This is a genomic window from Phycicoccus sp. CSK15P-2 (genome assembly GCF_016888005.1).
Lineage (GTDB): Bacteria > Actinomycetota > Actinomycetes > Actinomycetales > Dermatophilaceae > Phycicoccus.
Window position 1 is genome coordinate 110,059 of the sequence record NZ_JAFDVE010000012.1, and the last position, 17,986, is coordinate 128,044.

Genomic DNA, 17,986 nt, shown 5'->3' on the forward strand with positions numbered 1-17,986 from the left:
CGGTCATCCTCGCAGCACACGCACAGCGGCCCGACCTAGGGTGAGCGCGTGCCTCTCCACCCCCGCGCCACCGCCCGTCTCGACCATGTCCTCGCCACGACCCAGCGGGACGCGCGGCTGCCCTCGGTCGTCGCCGGCGTCGTCCGGGACGGCGCCCTGGTCTGGCACGGCGCGGCCGGGACGCTCGACGGACGCGCGGACGGCAGACCGGCCGACGACGACACCCAGTACCGGATGGGCTCGATCACCAAGACCCTCGTCGCCGTCTGCGTGCTGCGGCTGCGGGACGCGGGCCGGCTCGACCTCGCCGACCGCCTCGAGGACCATGTGCCGGGGTCCCGGCTCGGCGCGGCGACCGTCGAGCAGCTGCTCACCCACGCCTCCGGCGCCCAGGCCGAGACGAACGGCCCGTGGTGGGAGCGGACCCCCGGTGGCGACTGGGACGCGCTGGCCGGTGCGCCGGTGGACCGGCGCTTCCGCTCCGGCCGACGCTTCCACTACTCCAACGTGGGGTACGCGGCCCTCGGCCGGCTGCTCGAGGTGCACCACGGCGCCGGGTGGGCGGAGGTCGTGCGCACCGACCTGCTCGAGCCGCTCGGCATGTCCCGGACCACCACCCGGCCCGCAGGGTGCGCGGCGCAGGGCCTGGCCGTCCACCCGTTCGCCGACGTCCTGCTGCGCGAGCCCGAGCACGACGCCGGCGCGATGGCTCCCGCGGGCCAGCTCTGGACCACGGTGCGCGACCTCGCCCGATGGGCGACGTTCCTCGGTGGCGACACCGCCGGCCTCCTCGCACCCGACACCCTCGCCGAGATGTGCGAGCCGCACCACGTCGTCGACGACCGCGGCCAGCCGTGGACCGGCGCGCACGGCCTCGGCTGGCAGGTCTGGAACCTCGAGGGCGTCCGGTGGGCCGGCCACGGAGGCTCCATGCCAGGGTTCCTCGCGGGGCTCCGGGTCCGGCTGGAAGACGGTGACGGGGTCGTGACGATGACGAACACGACGTCGTCCACCGCGATGCAGCCCTTCGCCAAGGCCCTCCTCCAGGTGCTCGACGACGAGGTCCTGCGCCCGGTGACGCCGTGGTCGGCCTCCGGGGACCCCGCGCTGCTCGAGCTCGTCGGGACCTGGCACTGGGGTGCCGGGACGACGACCGCCCGGACGAAGGGGGAGCACCTGGTCCTCGGCGACCCCGGGACCGCGCGGGCCTCCCGCTTCGCGAGGACCGGCGAGGACGCCTGGGTGGGACTCGACGGCTACCTCACCGGTGAGCCCCTGACGGTGGTGCGCCGCACGGACGGCAGCGTGTCGCACCTGGACGTCGCGTCCTTCAGGTTCGCCCGGACGCCGTACGACCCGGAGGCCGACGTCCCGGGAGGCGTCGACGAGCTCGGCTGGCACTGAGGGCGCTGTCGCCCCGGGGCCCTACGGTGGGGTGGCGATGACGACGACACCCCACGCCCCCACTCCCCCGTCCCTCGAGCTCACCGAGCGCGCCCGCTCCACGCTGCGCCGGCTCGTCGGCCGCGACGACGCCGACTTCCGCGACGGGCAGCTCGAGGCCGTCTCCGCGCTGGTCGCCGACCGCTCCCGGGTCCTCGTCGTGCAACGCACCGGGTGGGGCAAGTCGGCGGTCTACTTCGTCTCCACCGCGCTGCGTCGCGCCGAGGGCGCCGGCCCCACCGTCATCATCAGTCCCTTGCTCGCCCTCATGCGTGACCAGATCGCCGCAGCCGGGCGGGCAGGCATCCGCGCGGTCACGATGAACTCGGCCAACGCCCAGGACTGGGACGAGGTCCGCGCCGCGCTCGCCGAGGACGCCGTCGACGTCCTCCTCGTCAGCCCGGAGCGGCTCAACAACCCGAGGTTCCGGGAGGAGCAGCTGCCCGACCTCGCGCGGCGCTGCGGGCTGCTCGTCGTCGACGAGGCCCACTGCGTGAGCGACTGGGGGCACGACTTCCGGCCCGACTACCGTCGCATCCGCGACCTCCTCGTGGGCCTGCCGGCCGACGTGCCCGTGCTCGCCACGACGGCCACGGCCAACGCCCGGGTCGTCCACGACGTCGAGGAGCAGCTGGGGGCCGGTGGCCGACCGGTCCTCACCGTGCGTGGCGGCCTGGCCCGTGACTCGCTGCGTCTCGGGGTGCTCCGCTCGATGTCGCCCGAGCAGCGGCTCGGCTGGCTGCTCGCGCACCTCGGGGAGCTGCCCGGCTCGGGCATCGTCTACGCGCTGACGGTCTCGGCCGCCGAGGACGTCGCCGCGAGCCTCGCCGAGGCCGGCCATGCCGTCGCCGCGTACACCGGCCGCACCGACCCCGCCGACCGCGAGCGGCTGGAGCAGCAGCTGCGTGACAACGAGGTCAAGGCGCTCGTCGCCACCTCGGCGCTCGGGATGGGTTTCGACAAGCCCGACCTCGGGTTCGTCGTCCACCTCGGGGCACCGAGCAGTCCGGTCGCGTACTACCAGCAGGTGGGGCGCGCCGGGCGCGCCACCGAGCGGGCCGACGTCCTCCTCCTGCCCGGCCCGGAGGACCGCGACATCTGGCGGTACTTCGCCTCGGTCTCCATGCCGCGGGAGGAGCAGGCGGACGCCGTGCTGCGCGCGCTCGCCGAGGCGGGCCGGCCCCTCTCCACGGCCGCGCTGGAGACCACCGTCGACGTCCGCCGCACCCGCCTCGAGCTCCTTCTCAAGGTCCTCGACGTCGACGGTGCGATCCGGCGCGTCTCCGGCGGGTGGACCTCCACGGGGGTCCCCTGGGAGTACGACGCCGAGCGCTACGACCGGGTCGCCACTGCCCGCACCGCCGAGCAGCAGCTCATGGTCGACTACGAGCGCACCGACGACTGCCGGATGGCCTTCCTCCAGGAGTGCCTCGACGACGACACCGCCGCTCCGTGCGGACGCTGCGACGGCTGCGCGGGGCCGTGGTATCCCACCGACGTCCCGGACCAGGTCGTCGGCGCCGCCCGGGAGCGCCTGCAGCGGGTGGGGGTCGCCGTCGACCCGCGTGCCCAGTGGCCCACCGGGATGGACCGCGTCGGCGTTCCCGTCAAGGGGCGGATCGCCGCCGAGGAGCAGGTGCAGGCCGGGCGCGCCCTGGCCCGGCTCTCCGACCTCGGGTGGGGGCAGCGGCTGCGCGAGGTGCTCCGCGAGGACGCCCCAGCCTCGTCCGAGCTGCTCCGGGCGTGCGTCCCGGTCCTCGCGGAGTGGGGCTGGGCCGAGCGCCCGGTCGGCGTCGTCGGGATGCCGTCGCGCGCCCGGCCGCAGCTCGTCGTGTCCCTCGCCGCCGGTTTGGCCGAGATCGGCCGGCTCCGGTTCCTCGGCACCCTCGACCTCGCCCATGGCGGTCCCTCCGGCGGCATGGGCGGCAACAGCGCCTACCGGCTCGCCGGCGTGTGGGAGCGCCTCGTCGTCGGCCCCGACCTCGCAGCCGCGCTCGCCGGCTGCCCCGGCCCGGTGCTGCTCGTCGACGACGTCGTGTCGTCACGCTGGACGATGACCGTCGCCGGCCGCGCCCTGCGCCTGGCCGGGGCCCCGGCGGTCCTGCCCTTCGGACTCGCGGTCGACGGCTAGTCCGAAGGGCAGGACGGTCACTTGATGGGGTCGGGGTTCTCCGTGTCGAGCTCGCCGTCCCTGACGTGGTACGCGTAGATCAGTGACGAGGCGATGTCACCGGCCGCGTCGAAGGAGATCGGGCCGCTCACGCCATCACCCTGGTACGCGCCGATGAACATGTTGATGTCCGCGGGCTCGCTCTTCCCGGCCGCCAGCGCGGCGAGGAAGATGTTCGCCGCGTCGTACGCCTGGGTCGTGTAAAGCCCCGCCTCGATGCCCGTCGCCTGCTCGAACTTCTCGGCGAAGTGCTTCGGCGCGGGGGCCGCAGGGGCCGAGAGCACGGCGCCCTCACCGGCCTCGCCCGCGATCTCCACGAACGCGGGGTCCTCGGCGCCGTCACCGGACATGAAGGCGCCCTTCCATCCGGCCTCGCGCAGCTGCTTCACGAGCCGTCCGGCCTCGGTGTAGTACCCGCCGTAGAACACGGCGTCGGCCTCGGCATCCGTGACCGCCTCGACGACGTCGGACATGTCCTTCTGCTCGGGCTCGATCTCGCCGTGCCCGACGCCGGCATTACCGACCGAGTTCTCGACCACCGTGGCCAGGCCCTTGCTGTAGTCCTGACCGTCGTCGACGATGTACACCCGCTCGGCGCCGACCATCTGCGTGAGGTACACGGCATCCGCCTTGCCCTGCGCGAAGTCGTTGCCGATGACCCGGTGCCACGTGGTCCAGCCCTGCTGGGTGATGGTCACGTTGGTCGCCGAGGGTGAGATCGACGGCAGGCCGGCCTCGAACAGCACCGCTCCGGTCGCGAGCGACTCACCCGAGAAGCCGGGACCGACGAGGCCGACGATCGTCGAGTCGAAGACGATCTGGGCCGCGAGGTCCGGGGCCTTCTCCGGGTCGCCCTGGCTGTCGAACTTCTTGAGGCCGACCTTGCAGGTGGCGGTCTCGTTGTACTCGTCGATCGCGAGCTGGACACCGTTCGCCATGTTGTCGCCGAGCACACCGGCGTCCCCCGAGAGGGCACCGAGGAAGGCGAGGTTCTGCTCGGTGCAGACGCCGACCTCCGTGGCGGCCGGGGCGACCGTGTCGTCGGTGCCGGTGCCACATCCCGCGAGGACGAGGCCGGCTGACAACGTTGTCATGGCGAGGCGACGGGTACGAGTGGTGGGGTTCAACTGCCCTCCGAGTGATGCGAGAGACGGGTCGGTCGCGCGACGTCGCGCGCACCGATGGGTCGGCCGGAACCTAACCGATGGACCGCCGCGTCCAGGGCCATTTGGCACATCACCGACCCGAATGACGACCCGCCGACGCCATCCGTCGGTTCCGCGACGTCCCGCACACCCGGGACGAGCGCCTCGTCAGCGGGGAGCCGCAGGTCAACGGGCACGACGGACCACGTAGCGTGACCGGGTGACCCAGGAGACCGAGCAACGCGCCGAGCGTGAGGAGGAACGCCCCGACCCCGACCGGTGGCGTGTCCTCGGGGTCACCCTGACGGTCGGCTTCATGGTGCTGCTCGACGTCACCATCGTCAACGTCGCCATCCCTTCGATGCGCGAGGGCCTCGGCACCGGCGCCGGAGCCATCCAGTGGGTGGTCTCGGGCTACGCCCTCGCCCTCGGGCTCATGCTCGTCACGGGTGGACGGCTCGGTGACGCCCACGGACGGCGCCGGATGATGCTGATCGGCCTCGCGGGGTTCGTGCTGTCCTCCGCCGCGGCCGGACTCGCCCCGAGCGTCGTCGTCCTCGTCGCCGCCCGGCTCGTGCAGGGGCTGTCCGCCGGGCTGCTCACCCCGCAGAGCTCCGGGCTCATCCAGTCGCTGTTCCGCGGTCCGGAGCGCGGGGTCGCGTTCGGGCTCTTCGGTCTCACCGTCTCGGTGTCGTCGGCCATCGGGCCGGTCCTGGGAGGAGCGCTCATCGCCGCGTTCGGCGAGGACCGCGGCTGGCGCTGGATCTTCCTCGTCAACGTCCCCATCGGCGCGGTGCTGCTCGTGGCGATCGCGCGCCTCGTCCCGGGCCGACAGCCGTCCGACGGGCCACCGGACAGCCGGCTCGACCTCGTCGGCGCGGTCCTGCTCGGTCTGGCCGTGCTCACCCTCCTCTACCCGGTCGTCGCGCTCGAGTCGGGTCAGCGCCTGCCGCTGGCACTCCTCGTCCTCGTCCCGGTGCTGGGCCTGGCGTTCGTCCGGTGGGAACGGCACGTCGTGCGCTCCCACGGCGCGCCACTGCTCGACCTCGGGCTCCTGCGCGGGACTCCGGGGTACGCGAGCGGCATCCTCGTGGGGAGCCTCTACTTCACCGGCTTCACGGGCGTCTTCCTCGTGCTCAGCGTCTACCTCCAGGACGGCATCGGCCGGTCGCCCCTCGTCGCGGGGCTGCTGCTCACGCCGTTCGCCGTGGGGTCCGCGGTGGCGTCCCCGTTGGCCGGCCGGCTCGTCAGCCGGGTCGGCCGGCGGCTCACGGTGGCCTCCCTCGCCGTGATGATGCTCGGCGTGCTCGCCGTCGCACTCGTCGTCCCCGCCGCGGAGCGCAGCCCGCACCTGTGGCTCCTCCTGTCCGTCCCTCTTCTCGTCGCCGGCCTCGGCGGCGGTGCCGTCGTGTCACCCAACATCACGTTGTCCCTCGACCAGGTCCCGACGCGGATGGGCGGGGCCGCCGGAGGCGCGCTGCAGATGGGCCAGCGGATCGGCGCAGCGATCGGGGCGGCTGTCCTGATGACGGCCTACCAGGTCGCGGTCTCGGCCACCGATGACCCGGGGACGGCGCTGCGCTGGGCGCTCGGGGTCTCGCTCGTCCTCCTGGGCAGTGCTCTGTGCGCCGCCGTGTGGTCCTGGCGCCACGAGCCCGAGACCCTCACGGCGTCGGGCACCCACTGACCGCGCCGGCCGGCCCGGCGGGTCGGGCAGGCGGGTCGACGGGCACGGTGAGCACGGGGAGGAAGGCCTGCACCACGGGGCCGATGAGCAGCGCGTACGCCAGCGTGCCGAGACCGACGACACCACCGATCGTCCAGCCGACCACGACGACCGTCACCTCCAGCGAGGTCCGCACCAGCCGGATCGAGCGGCCCGTGCGGTGCGCCAGCCCGGTCATGAGGCCATCCCGGGGACCGGGTCCGAGCTGCGCGCCGATGTACAGCGCCCCCGCGATCCCGTTGCCGACGACCCCGACGACCAGCAGCCCGACCCGCCACCCGAGGGAGTCGACCGGTGGGACGAGCGCGAGGGTCGCGTCCGTCGCGAGCCCGACGACGACCGCGTTGAGCACCGTCCCGAGCCCGGGCCACTGCCGCAACGGGACCCAGAGGAGCAGGATGACGAACGACGACGCGACGACCATCTGCCCGTAGCTCATGGGGATGTGCAGGGTCAGCCCGTAGGTGAGCACGCCCCAGGGCTCGAGGCCGAGGACCGCCCGGACGAGGAGAGCCATCGTCGCCCCGAACAGCACGAGCCCCACGAGCAGCTGCCCGACGCGGCGCGGCAGGCGGCCGGCGCGCAGCTGCTGGCGCGGGGTCATCGGGACGAGCGGCACACGACGTCCGGCGCCTCGCCGGACGAGATCGAGCGGTGTCATGGCCTCATCGTCCGACAGAAGTGGTCTGGAAATCGAGGGCCACTTCTGGGACAGTGGCCCCATGTCCGCCACCCAGCTGGTCGGCGCCCCCCGGCTCGCCCGTCTCGTCGGTGACCTCTCGCAGGAGCGGCCCGCCTACCGGACGCTCGCCGACTCGCTCCGGCGCGCCATCGCCGACGGTCGGGTCCCCGTCGGAGCCCGGCTCCCCAGCGAGCGGGACCTCACCACCGCCCTCGGGCTGAGCCGGACCACCGTCTCTCGCGCCTACGACGTCCTGCGTGAGGCCGGGTACCTCGACTCACGGCGCGGTAGCGGAACGCTGGCGGCCCTCCCCCACGGAACGCACCACCGGGCGGGCGGCCCGATCTTCCACGCGATGGTCCCCGAGGGCGCGATCGACCTCACCTGCGCCGCCACCCGTGCCCCGGCCGGCGCCCTCGACGCCTACGAGCGCGCCCTCGAACGGCTACCCGGCTACCTGGCCGGGCCGGGGTACCTGACCGTGGGAGTACCCGAGCTGCGCGAGCTGGTCGCCCGTCGCTACACGGAGCGGGGTGCGCCGACGACGCCCGACCAGGTCATCGTCACCTCGGGGTCGCTCACCGCGCTCGGCATCGCCGTCCGGACGCTCGTGGGGCGCGGCGACCGGGTGCTCGTCGAGGAGCCCTCGTACCCGAACACGGTCACGATGCTGCGCGACGCCGGCGCCCGGCTCACGACGGTGCCGGTGGACCCGCGCGACGGGTGGGACCTCGACGAGGCCACGGCCACGGTCGCCCGGACCGGGGCTCGCGCGGCGTTCCTCATCCCGGACTTCCACAACCCGACGGGCGCGCTGCTCGACGACGACGGGCGGCGCCGCCTGGCGTCCGCGCTCGTGCGGAGCGGGACCGTGACGGTCGTCGACGAGACCATCGCCGAGATGGACCTCGGCGGGCCGGGCGCGCTCCCTCTGCCGTTCGCCGCCCACGCCCCGCGGGCCGTGACGGTCGGCGGCGCCTCCAAGTCGCACTGGGGCGGCCTGCGCGTCGGGTGGCTGCGCGTCCCCCCGGGCGAGAGCGCACGGTTCGTCGACGCCAAGGTGCTGAGCGACCTCGGCGCCCCCGTGCTCGAGCAGCTGGTCCTCGCCGAGCTGCTGCGGGTGTCCCCGGGCCCCACGCCCGAGCACCGGGACGACCTGCGCGCGTCACGGGACGCCCTCGTCGCTGCGCTGGGCACGCACCTGCCCGACCTGGTGGTCCGCGTCCCGCGCGGTGGCCTGACACTCTGGTGCCGCCTCCCGGACGACCTCAGCGGCTCCGCGCTCGCCCACGCGGCCGCGGACGAAGGGCTGGTCGTCGCCGCCGGCCCGAGGTTCGCGGTGCACGGCGGGCTCGACGGCTGGCTCCGGCTGCCGTACGTGCTCCCACCCGCCGAGATGACCGAGGCCGTGGTCCGCCTGGCCCGGGCGGCGGCGCGGGTCCGCGGCACCGACCGGCCGGGCCCGCGCGCCGGACGAGCGGCTGCTTCGGAGCGGTGTCCGATCGTCGCCTGAGGTCCCACACGGGCCGTGACTATGGTTGCGCCCGTGACTGCCGACCGACCCGACCCCCTGGACGACCTGCTGCACACGCTCGACCTCGAGGAGCTCGGGTCGGCGCACGTCACCGTCCAGCCGCGGGCCGGCGCGGAGGCACCCGGCGTCCCGCTGCCCGAGACCTTCGCCGAGGACATCACGCTCTTCCGCGGCCAGAGCCAGAAGCAGCCACACGGGCGCGTGTTCGGCGGCCAGGTGCTCGCCCAGGGCGTCGTCGCGTCGGGGCGCACCGTCGACGACAGCCGGCGGCTGCACTCGATCCACGCGTATTTCATGCGCCCCGGGGACGACACCCAGCCCATCACCTTCAGCGTCGAGCGGATGCGCGACGGGCGCTCGTTCTCCACCCGCCGGGTCCACGCCATCCAGCGCGGCAAGCCGATCCTGTCGATGAGTGCCTCGTTCCAGGTCCCGGACGGCGGGCTCGACCACCAGGACACCGCACCCGAGGTCCCCGGGCCCGAGACCGTGCCGTCCCTGGCCGAGGCGTTCGAGGGGGTCGACGACCCGCGGGCCCGGCACCTGTCACGGCGCGCGATCGAGCTCCGCCACGTGGAGGGCAACCTCTACGTCGGGCCTCCGGCCGAGGCAGTCGCGCGCCAGCACGTGTGGCTACGCGCCGTGGGGCGCCTCCCCGACGACCCGCTCGTCCACGACGCCGTCCTCGCCTACGCGTCCGACTACAGCCTGCTCGAGCCGATCCTCCGCCGGCACGACCTGCCCTGGACCACGCCGGGGCTGAAGATGGCCAGCCTCGACCATGCGATGTGGTTCCACCGCTCCGCGCGGGCGGACGAGTGGGTGCTCTACGCGCAGGAGTCGCCGTCGGGGCAGAGCGGACGGGGCCTCGGCCTGGGCCGGATGTTCTCCGCCGACGGCGTCCTGCTCGCGACCGTCGCCCAGGAGGGGATGGTCCGGGTCCCGCCCGAGGTCTCCGGCGGCCCCGTCCGTCAGGACTGACCCCCCGCCGCGCCGGCCGTGACCACCTCGCCGTCGTTCAGTCGAGCACCAGGGTGACGACGGACACGGATCGGTCACGGTGTGCGACGACCCCGTCGCCGGACCGGGTGTCGTCCGGGTCCCAGGCGAGGAGGAGGTCCCCGACGCCCTCCACGGGAACCTCGGCTCCGGCGTCCAGGGTCGCGACGACCGCGAACGGCGTCCCCTCGCGGGGCGTGTGCCGGACGACGACCCACCGGGCGTGCTCGTCGACGCGGACGTCGACGTCGGTGAGCCGCGTCGGGCCGGGGCCGACGAGCCGGCGCCGCAGCGCGACGAGGTCGCGGTACCAGGCCAGCATCCGTGCATGGGCCGGCACGTCCGGCTCGGCCCAGTCGAGGACGGAGCGGTGGCGGGTCTCCGGGTCCTGGGGGTCCGGGACGTCCTCGGCGGACCAGCCGTGCGAGCCGAACTCGGCCCTGCGGCCCTCCCGGACGGCCTCGGCGAGCCAGTCCTCGGCGAAGCTCGTGAAGAACTGCCACGGCGTGGAGGCGGCCCACTCCTCGCCCATGAAGAGCATCGGCGTCGTCGGGGCGAGGAGGTACAGCGCGGCGCCGGCGGCCTGGAGGGCGGGGTCGGCGACGAGCGCCGAGATGCGCTCTCCCGTCGCGCGGTTGCCCACCTGGTCGTGGGTCTGGAGGTACCCCAGGAGACGGCGGGCGTCGAGGCCAGGACGGTCGACGGGGGCACCCCAGGTGCGGTCGCGGAAGCTGGACCACGAGCCGTCGTGGAGGAACCCGTGCGTCAGCACCTTGGCGAGGACGGCGAGCGGCCCGGACTCGGGCGTGCCCTCCGTGCCGGCGAAGTCCGTGTAGTAGCCCTGGGTCTCCCCGGTGAGCGTCACGTGCAGGGCGTGGTGGATGTCGTCGTCCCACTGCGCCGTCATGCCCCGGCCGCCCTCCGCCGTGGGCGTCACCATCGAGGTGTCGTTGAGGTCGGACTCGGCGACGAGCGCGAGCGGCCGGCCCAGCTCCTCGGCGAGGTCGGCGACGGCGTCCGAGAGCTCGGCGAGGTAGTGCCGGGGCGAGTCGTCCTTGAGCTCGTGCACGGCGTCGAGACGCAGGGCGTCGACGTGGAAGTCCCGGAACCACCGCAGGACGTTCCCGACGAGGAACTCCCGAACCGGCCCGGCGCCGTCGTGGTCGAGGTTGACCGCCGCGCCCCAGGGCGTCTCGTGGGCCTGCGTGAAGTACGGGCCGTAGCGCGCCAGGTAGTTCCCGCTCGCCCCGAGGTGGTTGTGCACGACGTCGAGGCAGACGCCGATGCCCCGCGCGTGGCAGGCGTCGACGAACCGCGCGAACGCCGCCGGACCGCCGTACGAGTCCTGGACGGCGTAGAGGCCGACGCCGTCGTACCCCCAGCCGCGGTCGGTGGGGAACGCGGCGACCGGCATCACCTCGACGACGTCGACGCCGAGGTCGACGAGGTGGTCGAGGCGCTCGGCCGCGGCGTCGAAGGTGCCCTCCGGGGTGAAGGTGCCGACGTGGAGCTCGTAGAGCAAGGCGCCCAGCACTCCCGCGCCGTCACGAGGCCCGCGCCAGGCGTCGTCGGTCCAGCGGAAGGCGTCGGTGTCGATGGTGCGGCTGGGACCGTGCACGCTGCCCGGCTGCCACGCGCTGCGCGGGTCCGGCAGGGGCGGGTCGGCACCGTCGAGGACGAAGGCGTAGTCGACCTCGTCGACCCCGTCCGGCACGTCCCAGCGCCACCATCCGTCCCCGACCGGTGTCATCGGCTCGCGCCGGGCGTCGTCCGACGACGGCGTCGGGCCCTGCACCCGGGACCACTCGATCTCGAGCCGCTCCGGGATCGGCGCCCAGACCTCGATCGTCCGTGTGCTCACGACGGATGCCCCTGCCCCGTCTCGTCGGACGCCGAGCTGTCCGCCCGCACGAGCAGCGCGACGGGCCGGTCGGCCAGGAGGTCGGCCAACGCGACACCGTCCGCGCCCGAGGCCACCGGGCGCGAGCCGAGGAGGTCGAGCCACCGGCCTTCGGGAACGGCCACCCGGGCCTCTCCGAAGCCACCGGCCTGCGCGAGCCGACCGGCCCCCCGGGTGGCGACCGTGACGACCGCCGGGCCGGACGCGTCGCCGCGGGCGAACGCGAGCGCGTGCGGGCTGTCCGTCCCGAGCGGGAGGTAGCCCGCCTCGGGACCGACGAACCACTCCGGGTGCTCGCGCCGCAGCCGGAGGGCGAGCGCAGTGACCCGCATCTTGTCGTCGTCGAGATCGAAGCACGGCTCGTCGTCGAGCACGCGGTGGAGCCGCTCGGCACGGTCGGCCCAGTCGACGGGGCGACGGTTGTCGGGGTCGACCAGGGCGAGGAGGCCGATCTCGCATCCCTGGTAGACGTCCGGGACCCCCGGCATCGTCAGCTGGAGCAGCTTCTGCCCGAGGATGTTCGCCCGCACCGCCGGCTCGTGCGGCTCGGTCCAGGCGTCGAGGTGCTCGTGCACCGCGAGGTCGCGACCGACCGACCGGGCGAACGTGACGACCTCGTCCTCGTAGGCGGAGTCGCCGTCCACCCATGCGGTGTGCACCTTGGCCTCGCGCACGGCCTTGAGCAGGTACTCCTCGAGCCGCGCGCCGGACACCGGCCAGGTCCCGACGAGCGTCTGCCACACGAGGTACTCGGTGGGGCCGTCGACGCGCGCGGTGCGATAGGGGTCGGCGAGCTCACGCGCCCGGGCGAGCCAGCGCTCCCATCCGGGTGCGTCCTCGGCGAGCACCATGAGCCGGGCCCGGGTGTCCTCCGAGCGCTTCGCGTCGTGCGTCGTGAGCGTCGTCATCGACGTCGGCCACTCGCTCTGCTGGCGCGAGCACCACGCGTGGAAGGCGTCGGCGTCGATCGACAGGTCCTCGGGGTGCCCGCCGACCTCGTTCGCCCCGGCGAGCCGGAACCAGCGGTAGAAGGCGGTGTCCTCGATGCCCTTGGCCATGACCGGGCCGCACGTCTGCTGGAAGCGGACCCGGAGCTCGTCCGCCACTCGGCCGGAGTCGACGACCGCCTCGGGGAGCTCACGGTCCAGGACGAGCCGGACGACGACCTCGAGCGCGTCGTGGTCGCTCGGGGCGAGGATGCCGCGCGCCCGCTCCGCGGCGGCGTCGACGACCTCGGCCTGCTCGGGGTCGACACCACGCCCCGGGACGACGTACGCCCGGTAGCGGTCCATCGAGACGAGCAGCGCCTCAAGGCCACGGCGCAGCGCCGCGGCGTCCTCGCCCGGTAGCACCCGGTGCGCCAGCCGCATGAGCCGGTCGACCTCGGCGGCCTGGACGTCGTCGACGACGAGCCGCTTGCTCTCGGTGACGACCGTGCCGAGGTCGGTCATCCCCGGGGCGACGTCCGCCCACAGCCGGTCGAGCGTCCCCGTGGCGTCCGGCGGGGTGAGCACCTGCTGGACCCGCAGCAGCGCGTCGTACCCGGTCGTGCCCGAGCAGCGCCACGACTCGGGCAGCCGCTCCTCGCCCTCGAGGATCTTCTCGACGACGACCCACGCGTCGCCCGTGGAGTCGGCGAGCCGCTCGAGGTAGCCGCCGGGGTCGGCGAGGCCGTCCGGGTGGTCGATGCGGAAGCCGTCGACCTCGCCGTGCCCGTGCAGGGCGAGCAGCAGCGCGTGCGTCGCCGTGAACACGACGGGGTCCTCGACCCGCACCGCGACGAGCGAGGTGACGTCGAAGAAGCGTCGGTAGTTGAGGGCGTCGCCCTCGCGCCAGCTGGACAGCCGGTACGCCTGGGCGTCGACGAGCTCGGGGAGCGGCAGCCCCTCGGTGCCGGGCGCCACGGGGAACTCGTGGTCGTAGTAGCGCAGCACGACGTCGGTGCCGCTCGGGCCGCCGTCCTCGGCGAGGGTCAGCTCGCCCCGCCCGAGCACCTGCTCGACGGTCCCGCCGAGCACCGGCATGAGGAGGCGGTCGTCCTCGGCGAGCCAGTCGACGTCGAACCAGCCCGCGTACGGCGAGCGGGCGCCCTCGCGCAGCAGGGACCAGAAGGGCGCGTTGAGGTGCTCGGGGGACGGCACCGCCATGTGGTTGGGGACGACGTCCACGACGATGCCGAGGCCGTGCTCGCGGCAGGCCTCGACCAGTCGTTCGAAGGCGCCGCGACCGCCGGCCTCGACGTTGATCCGGGTGTGGTCGAGGACGTCGTAGCCGTGCGTGGAGCCCGGGGCGGGCTGGAGCACCGGCGAGAGGTAGACGTGCGAGACGCCGAGGTCGGCGAGGTAGGGCACCTGCTCGGCCGCGGCGTCGAAGTCGAAGCCGCCGTGGATCTGCAGGCGGTAGGTGGCCGTCGGGACGACCCGGGCGGGGTCGGGGCGGTGGGTCTCCATCCTCGTCAGCTCCGGGTCGCGCCGGCCGCTCCCGACGCGGGGGTCAGGATCTCCCGCGGGTTACGCAGGACGATGACCGACCGACCGGCCACGTGGACGGTCTTCCCGGCCTCGTGCCACTCGGGCCCGACGGTGGCGGCCGCGGTGTCGATCTCGGTGCACCACCGCTCGCCCCACTCGACGGGTGGCAGGACGAAGTGGTGCTCCTCGTGGTCGGCGTTGAACAGGACGAGGAAGTCGTCGTCGAGGACCCGCCGGCCGCGGGTGTCCGGGCCGGGGATGCCCTCGCCGTTGAGGAAGACGGTCATCGCGCGGGCCGCTCCGTCGGACCAGTCCTCCTCGGTCATCGCCTCGCCGCTCGGGTGGAGCCAGGCGATGTCCCCCATGTCGGACTGGCCCCCGTGGTCGGCGCTCCCGGCGAAGAACCGTCGGCGACGGAAGACGGGGTGCTCGTGCCGCAGCCGCGCGACCGCGGCGGTGAACGCGTAGAGGTCTCGCTGCTCCTCGGTGAGGTCCCAGTCCATCCACGCCGTCTCGTTGTCCTGGCAGTAGACGTTGTTGTTGCCGCCCTGGCTCCGGCCGATCTCGTCGCCGTGCGCGAGCATCGGCACCCCCTGGCTGAGCAGGAGCGTCGTGAGGAAGTTGCGCTGCTGGCGCGCGCGGAGCGCGAGGACGTCGAGGTCGTCGGTGGCCCCCTCGACCCCGCAGTTCCACGAGCGGTTGTGGCTCTCGCCGTCCCGACCGTCCTCGCCGTTGGCCTCGTTGTGCTTCTCGTTGTACGACACCAGGTCGCGCAGTGTGAAGCCGTCGTGGGCCGTGACGAAGTTGATCGAGGCGATCGGCTTGCGCCCGCTGTGCTCGTAGAGGTCGCTGGACCCCGTGAGCCGCGAGGCGAACTCCCCGAGGGTGCTCGGCTCGCCCCGCCAGAAGTCGCGCACGGTGTCGCGGTACTGGCCGTTCCACTCGGTCCACAGCGGGGGGAAGCCACCGACCTGGTAGCCGCCGTCGCCGACGTCCCAGGGCTCGGCGATGAGCTTGACCTGCGAGATCACGGGGTCCTGCTGGATGAGGTCGAAGAAGGCGGAGAGCTTGTCGACCTCGTGGAACTGGCGGGCCAGGGTGGCCGCGAGGTCGAAGCGGAAGCCGTCGACGTGCATCTCGGTGACCCAGTAGCGCAGCGAGTCCATGATGAGCTGCAGGACGTGCGGGTTGCGCATGAGGAGGCTGTTGCCCGTGCCCGTCGTGTCGTAGTAGTGCTCCTTGGCGTCGTCGACGAGGCGGTAGTACGCCGCGTTGTCGATGCCGCGGAAGCAGATGGTGGGGCCGAGCTCGTTGCCCTCGGCGGTGTGGTTGTAGACGACGTCGAGGATGACCTCGATGTTCGCCTCGTGCAGCGCCTTGACCATCGCCTTGAACTCGGTGACCTGCTCGCCGCCGTCGGAGCGCGCGTAGCCGTTGTGCGGGGCGAGGAAACCGATCGTGTTGTAGCCCCAGTAGTTGGTCAGGCCCTTGGCCTGCAGCGAGGTGTCCTGGACGTACTGGTGCACCGGCATGAGCTCGAGGGCCGTGACGCCGAGCTCGCCGAGGTGCTCGATGACCGCGGGGTGGCCGATGGCCGCGTACGTGCCGCGGATGTCCTCCGGGATCTCCGGGTGGGTCATCGTCAGCCCCTTGACGTGGGCCTCGTAGATGACGCTCTCGTGGTACTCGTGACGCGGCGGGCGGTCGTGGCCCCAGTCGAAGTACGGGTTCGTCACGACGCCGAGCATCGTCTTCCCGAGGCTGTCCTGGGTGTTGCGCTTCCTCGGGTTGGAGAACTGGTAGCTGAACAGGGCCTGGTCGTTGCTCACCTGCCCCTCGACCGCCTTGGCGTAGGGGTCGAGGAGGAGCTTGCTCGGGTCGCACCGGTGCCCGTTCCGCGGGTCGTACGGCCCGTGGACGCGGTAGCCGTACCGCTGTCCGGGCTGCATCCCGGGGACGTACCCGTGCCAGACGAAGCCGTCGACCTCGGGGAGCTCGACCCGGGTCTCGACGCCCTCGTCGTCGACGAGGCACAGCTCGACCCGCTCGGCGACTTCGCTGAACAGGGCGAAGTTGACGCCGCTGCCGTCATAGGTGGCACCGAGGGGGTACGCCGTGCCGGGCCAGATCTCCACTGCTCGCCTTCCATGGGGTATCGCTGCTGGCCAGCGACGCTGCCGGCGGCGCGGGGATGGCCGCGCGCGGCCCCCAACCTACCCGCCCGGGGTGTCACGACCTTGCCCGCGGGCGGCGGGTCGGTCCGTTCGGCCGGTCAGGACGTGCCGGGCACCGGGGAGGCGATGAGCATGGCGACCTCCGCCGGGTCACCGCCGCTGCGGTAGAGGTGCGCCTGGTCCCCCGCGAAGGCGAGGAGATCACCGGCGGAGAGCTCGGCCGGCTCGGCCGCCGGGCCGGCCGTCACGGAGCCGTCGGCGACGAGGAGGATCTCCGTGGTCCCGGGCGAGTGGGCGACGCCGTCCACCTGCGTGCGCGGCGGGAGCCGCAGCCGCCAGAGCTCGACGCTGCGCCCACCGCCGATGCGGCGCAGCATCTCGCGCGCCGGCCCTTCGTCGGGCATGGCGGTGCCCCGCAGCAGGACCGGCCCGGGGTCCGTGCCGCGGGTCAGGAGGTCGGTCAGTGGGATGCGCAGCGCCAGCGCGACGGCGTCGAGGGTGTCCACCGTGGGGTTGGCCCGCCCCGCCTCGAGGGCGGAGACGGTCGCCTTGCTGAGCCCTGCCTGACGGGCGAGCTCGGCCGCGCTCAGCCCGCGCTGCGTACGCCGCACCCGGACCTGGGCGGCGATGGCGGCTGACAACGAGGCGCCCGTCGGGCTATCGTTTGCTATGTCAAACATTCGTTCACTATATCGAACCACTGTCGTCCCCGACGATGCGAGTCCGGTCCGGAAGGACATGCCATGAAGCCCACGACGGACGCGGCCCCCGTGGTCCCGGAGCCCGCCGAGCTCACCGCGGCCACCGAACGGCTGGCCGGCCGGGTGCGGTGGACGCCGATCCTGGCGCTGCCCGGGGGTGAGCTCTGCGAGTCCGCAGTGGCGCTCAAGGTCGAGACCCTCCAGCACACCGGGTCGTTCAAGGCGCGTGGTGCGCTGAACGCCGTGCTCACGGCGCCGGTCGGCACCACGTCGGTCAGCGCCGCCTCCGGGGGCAACCACGGCGCGGCCGTGGCGTGGGCGGCCGCGCAGGCGGGCCTCCCGGCGCATGTGTTCGTCCCCGCGTCCGTCCCCGAGGCCAAGGCCCGGCTCGTCGAGGAGTACGGGGCGACGCTGCACCGCGTCGACGGGTTCTACGCCGACGCGCTGGCGGCCAGCCTGGCCCACGCGGACCGGCACGGCGCCCACCACGTGGACGCCTACGACGCGCCGGCGGTCGTCGCCGGCCAGAGCACCCTGGGGCGGGAGCTCGCCGAGCAGGTGGAGCCCGGCAGGCCCGTCCTCGTCGGGTGCGGCGGCGGCGGCCTCTTCTCGGGCGTGAGCCTCGCGCTCGCGGGGCGTAACCCCGTCGTCGCGGTCGAGCCGGCCACCGCTCCCAGCCTGACCCGTGCGCTCGACGCGGGGCGCGCCGTGGACGTCGAGGTCGGCGGCATCGCGGTCGACAGCCTCGGCGCGCGACGCGCCGGGGGCATCGCGGTCGAGGTCGCCCGACGGCTCGACTCCACCACGCTGCTCGTCGGGGACGACGACATCGCCGAGGCGCAGAACCGGCTGTGGAGCACGCTCCGCCTCGCCGTGGAGCCGGGTGGGGCGACGGCGCTGGCCGCGGTCGTCGCGGGGCTCTCCCCTGCCGACCCCGTCGTCGTGCTCTCCGGGGCCAACGTCCCGACCGCGCCGCGGCTCCGCCCCGAGCGGTAGCGGCGGTAGCGCCACGCGACCGCGACTCCCTGCGACGAGACGGCG

12 protein-coding genes are annotated in these 17,986 nt (G+C 73.8%); 6 read left to right on the forward strand and 6 right to left on the reverse strand.

The window, feature by feature from the left end:
- The first annotated feature begins 48 nt into the window (after positions 1-48).
- A complete protein-coding gene (locus tag JQN72_RS08370; protein WP_204134720.1) occupies positions 49-1,404 on the forward strand; it encodes a serine hydrolase in 1,356 nt (451 codons plus the stop codon).
- Between the two features lie 37 nt (positions 1,405-1,441).
- A complete protein-coding gene (locus JQN72_RS08375; RefSeq protein ID WP_204134721.1) occupies positions 1,442-3,574 on the forward strand; it encodes an ATP-dependent DNA helicase RecQ in 2,133 nt (710 codons plus the stop codon).
- Positions 3,575-3,591: 17 nt separating this feature from the next.
- Here the strand turns inward: JQN72_RS08375 and JQN72_RS08380 are convergent, their stop codons facing one another.
- Positions 3,592-4,707 carry a branched-chain amino acid ABC transporter substrate-binding protein gene (locus JQN72_RS08380; protein WP_204134722.1) on the reverse strand — a complete coding sequence of 372 codons (1,116 nt, stop codon included), beginning with the start codon at positions 4,705-4,707 and terminating at the stop codon, positions 3,592-3,594.
- Between the two features lie 271 nt (positions 4,708-4,978).
- On the opposite strand from JQN72_RS08380, the gene JQN72_RS08385 reads away from it, so the two are divergent.
- The gene (locus JQN72_RS08385) at positions 4,979-6,445 is read left to right on the forward strand and encodes an MFS transporter (RefSeq protein WP_307812529.1); all 1,467 of its coding nucleotides are present in this window, start codon (positions 4,979-4,981) and stop codon (positions 6,443-6,445) included.
- On the opposite strand, the gene JQN72_RS08390 is transcribed toward JQN72_RS08385, so the two are convergent.
- Positions 6,423-7,145: a YitT family protein gene (locus JQN72_RS08390; RefSeq protein ID WP_204134723.1), complete on the reverse strand. Its 723-nt coding sequence runs from the start codon at positions 7,143-7,145 to the stop codon at positions 6,423-6,425. The two genes, JQN72_RS08385 and JQN72_RS08390, sit on opposite strands and share 23 nt — an antisense overlap.
- Before the next feature lie 61 nt (positions 7,146-7,206).
- On the opposite strand from JQN72_RS08390, the gene JQN72_RS08395 reads away from it, so the two are divergent.
- A complete protein-coding gene (locus JQN72_RS08395) occupies positions 7,207-8,679 on the forward strand; it encodes a PLP-dependent aminotransferase family protein (protein WP_204134724.1) in 1,473 nt (490 codons plus the stop codon).
- A 21-nt stretch (positions 8,680-8,700) separates the two neighbouring features.
- A complete protein-coding gene (locus JQN72_RS08400) occupies positions 8,701-9,681 on the forward strand; it encodes an acyl-CoA thioesterase II (protein WP_204134725.1) in 981 nt (326 codons plus the stop codon).
- A 37-nt stretch (positions 9,682-9,718) separates the two neighbouring features.
- On the opposite strand, the gene treZ is transcribed toward JQN72_RS08400, so the two are convergent.
- The 4 genes from treZ to JQN72_RS08420 all read right to left on the reverse strand — a co-directional run bounded on the left by treZ (position 9,719) and on the right by JQN72_RS08420 (position 16,885).
- Positions 9,719-11,560: a malto-oligosyltrehalose trehalohydrolase gene (gene treZ / locus JQN72_RS08405; protein ID WP_204134726.1), complete on the reverse strand. Its 1,842-nt coding sequence runs from the start codon at positions 11,558-11,560 to the stop codon at positions 9,719-9,721.
- A complete protein-coding gene (gene treY, locus JQN72_RS08410) occupies positions 11,557-14,049 on the reverse strand; it encodes a malto-oligosyltrehalose synthase (RefSeq protein ID WP_204134727.1) in 2,493 nt (830 codons plus the stop codon). Before treY ends, treZ begins: the two co-directional genes overlap by 4 nt.
- 5 nt (positions 14,050-14,054) lie before the next feature.
- Positions 14,055-16,205 (reverse strand): glycogen debranching protein GlgX, encoded by a 2,151-nt coding sequence (glgX, locus tag JQN72_RS08415; protein WP_204134728.1) that lies wholly within the window; start codon positions 16,203-16,205, stop codon positions 14,055-14,057.
- Between the two features lie 137 nt (positions 16,206-16,342).
- Positions 16,343-16,885: an XRE family transcriptional regulator gene (locus tag JQN72_RS08420; protein ID WP_239100340.1), complete on the reverse strand. Its 543-nt coding sequence runs from the start codon at positions 16,883-16,885 to the stop codon at positions 16,343-16,345.
- A gap of 102 nt (positions 16,886-16,987) precedes the next feature.
- Here JQN72_RS08420 and JQN72_RS08425 point away from each other — a divergent pair, with 102 nt between their 5' ends.
- Entirely contained in the window at positions 16,988-17,941 is a 954-nt protein-coding gene (locus tag JQN72_RS08425) for a pyridoxal-phosphate dependent enzyme (RefSeq protein ID WP_204134730.1), read from the forward strand.
- Positions 17,942-17,986: the final 45 nt, after the last annotated feature.

Bases quoted from the DNA above. Each gene is read 5' to 3' on its own strand.
- JQN72_RS08375 (WP_204134721.1), top strand. From the start codon at position 1,442: ATGACGACGACACCCCACGCCCCCACTCCCCCGTCCCTCGAGCTCACC.
- JQN72_RS08400 (WP_204134725.1), top strand. From the start codon at position 8,701: ATGGTTGCGCCCGTGACTGCCGACCGACCCGACCCCCTGGACGACCTG.
- treY (WP_204134727.1), bottom strand. From the start codon at position 14,049: ATGGAGACCCACCGCCCCGACCCCGCCCGGGTCGTCCCGACGGCCACC.
- JQN72_RS08390 (WP_204134723.1), bottom strand. From the start codon at position 7,145: ATGACACCGCTCGATCTCGTCCGGCGAGGCGCCGGACGTCGTGTGCCG.
- JQN72_RS08380 (WP_204134722.1), bottom strand. From the start codon at position 4,707: ATGACAACGTTGTCAGCCGGCCTCGTCCTCGCGGGATGTGGCACCGGC.
- JQN72_RS08425 (WP_204134730.1), top strand. From the start codon at position 16,988: ATGAAGCCCACGACGGACGCGGCCCCCGTGGTCCCGGAGCCCGCCGAG.
- JQN72_RS08395 (WP_204134724.1), top strand. From the start codon at position 7,207: ATGTCCGCCACCCAGCTGGTCGGCGCCCCCCGGCTCGCCCGTCTCGTC.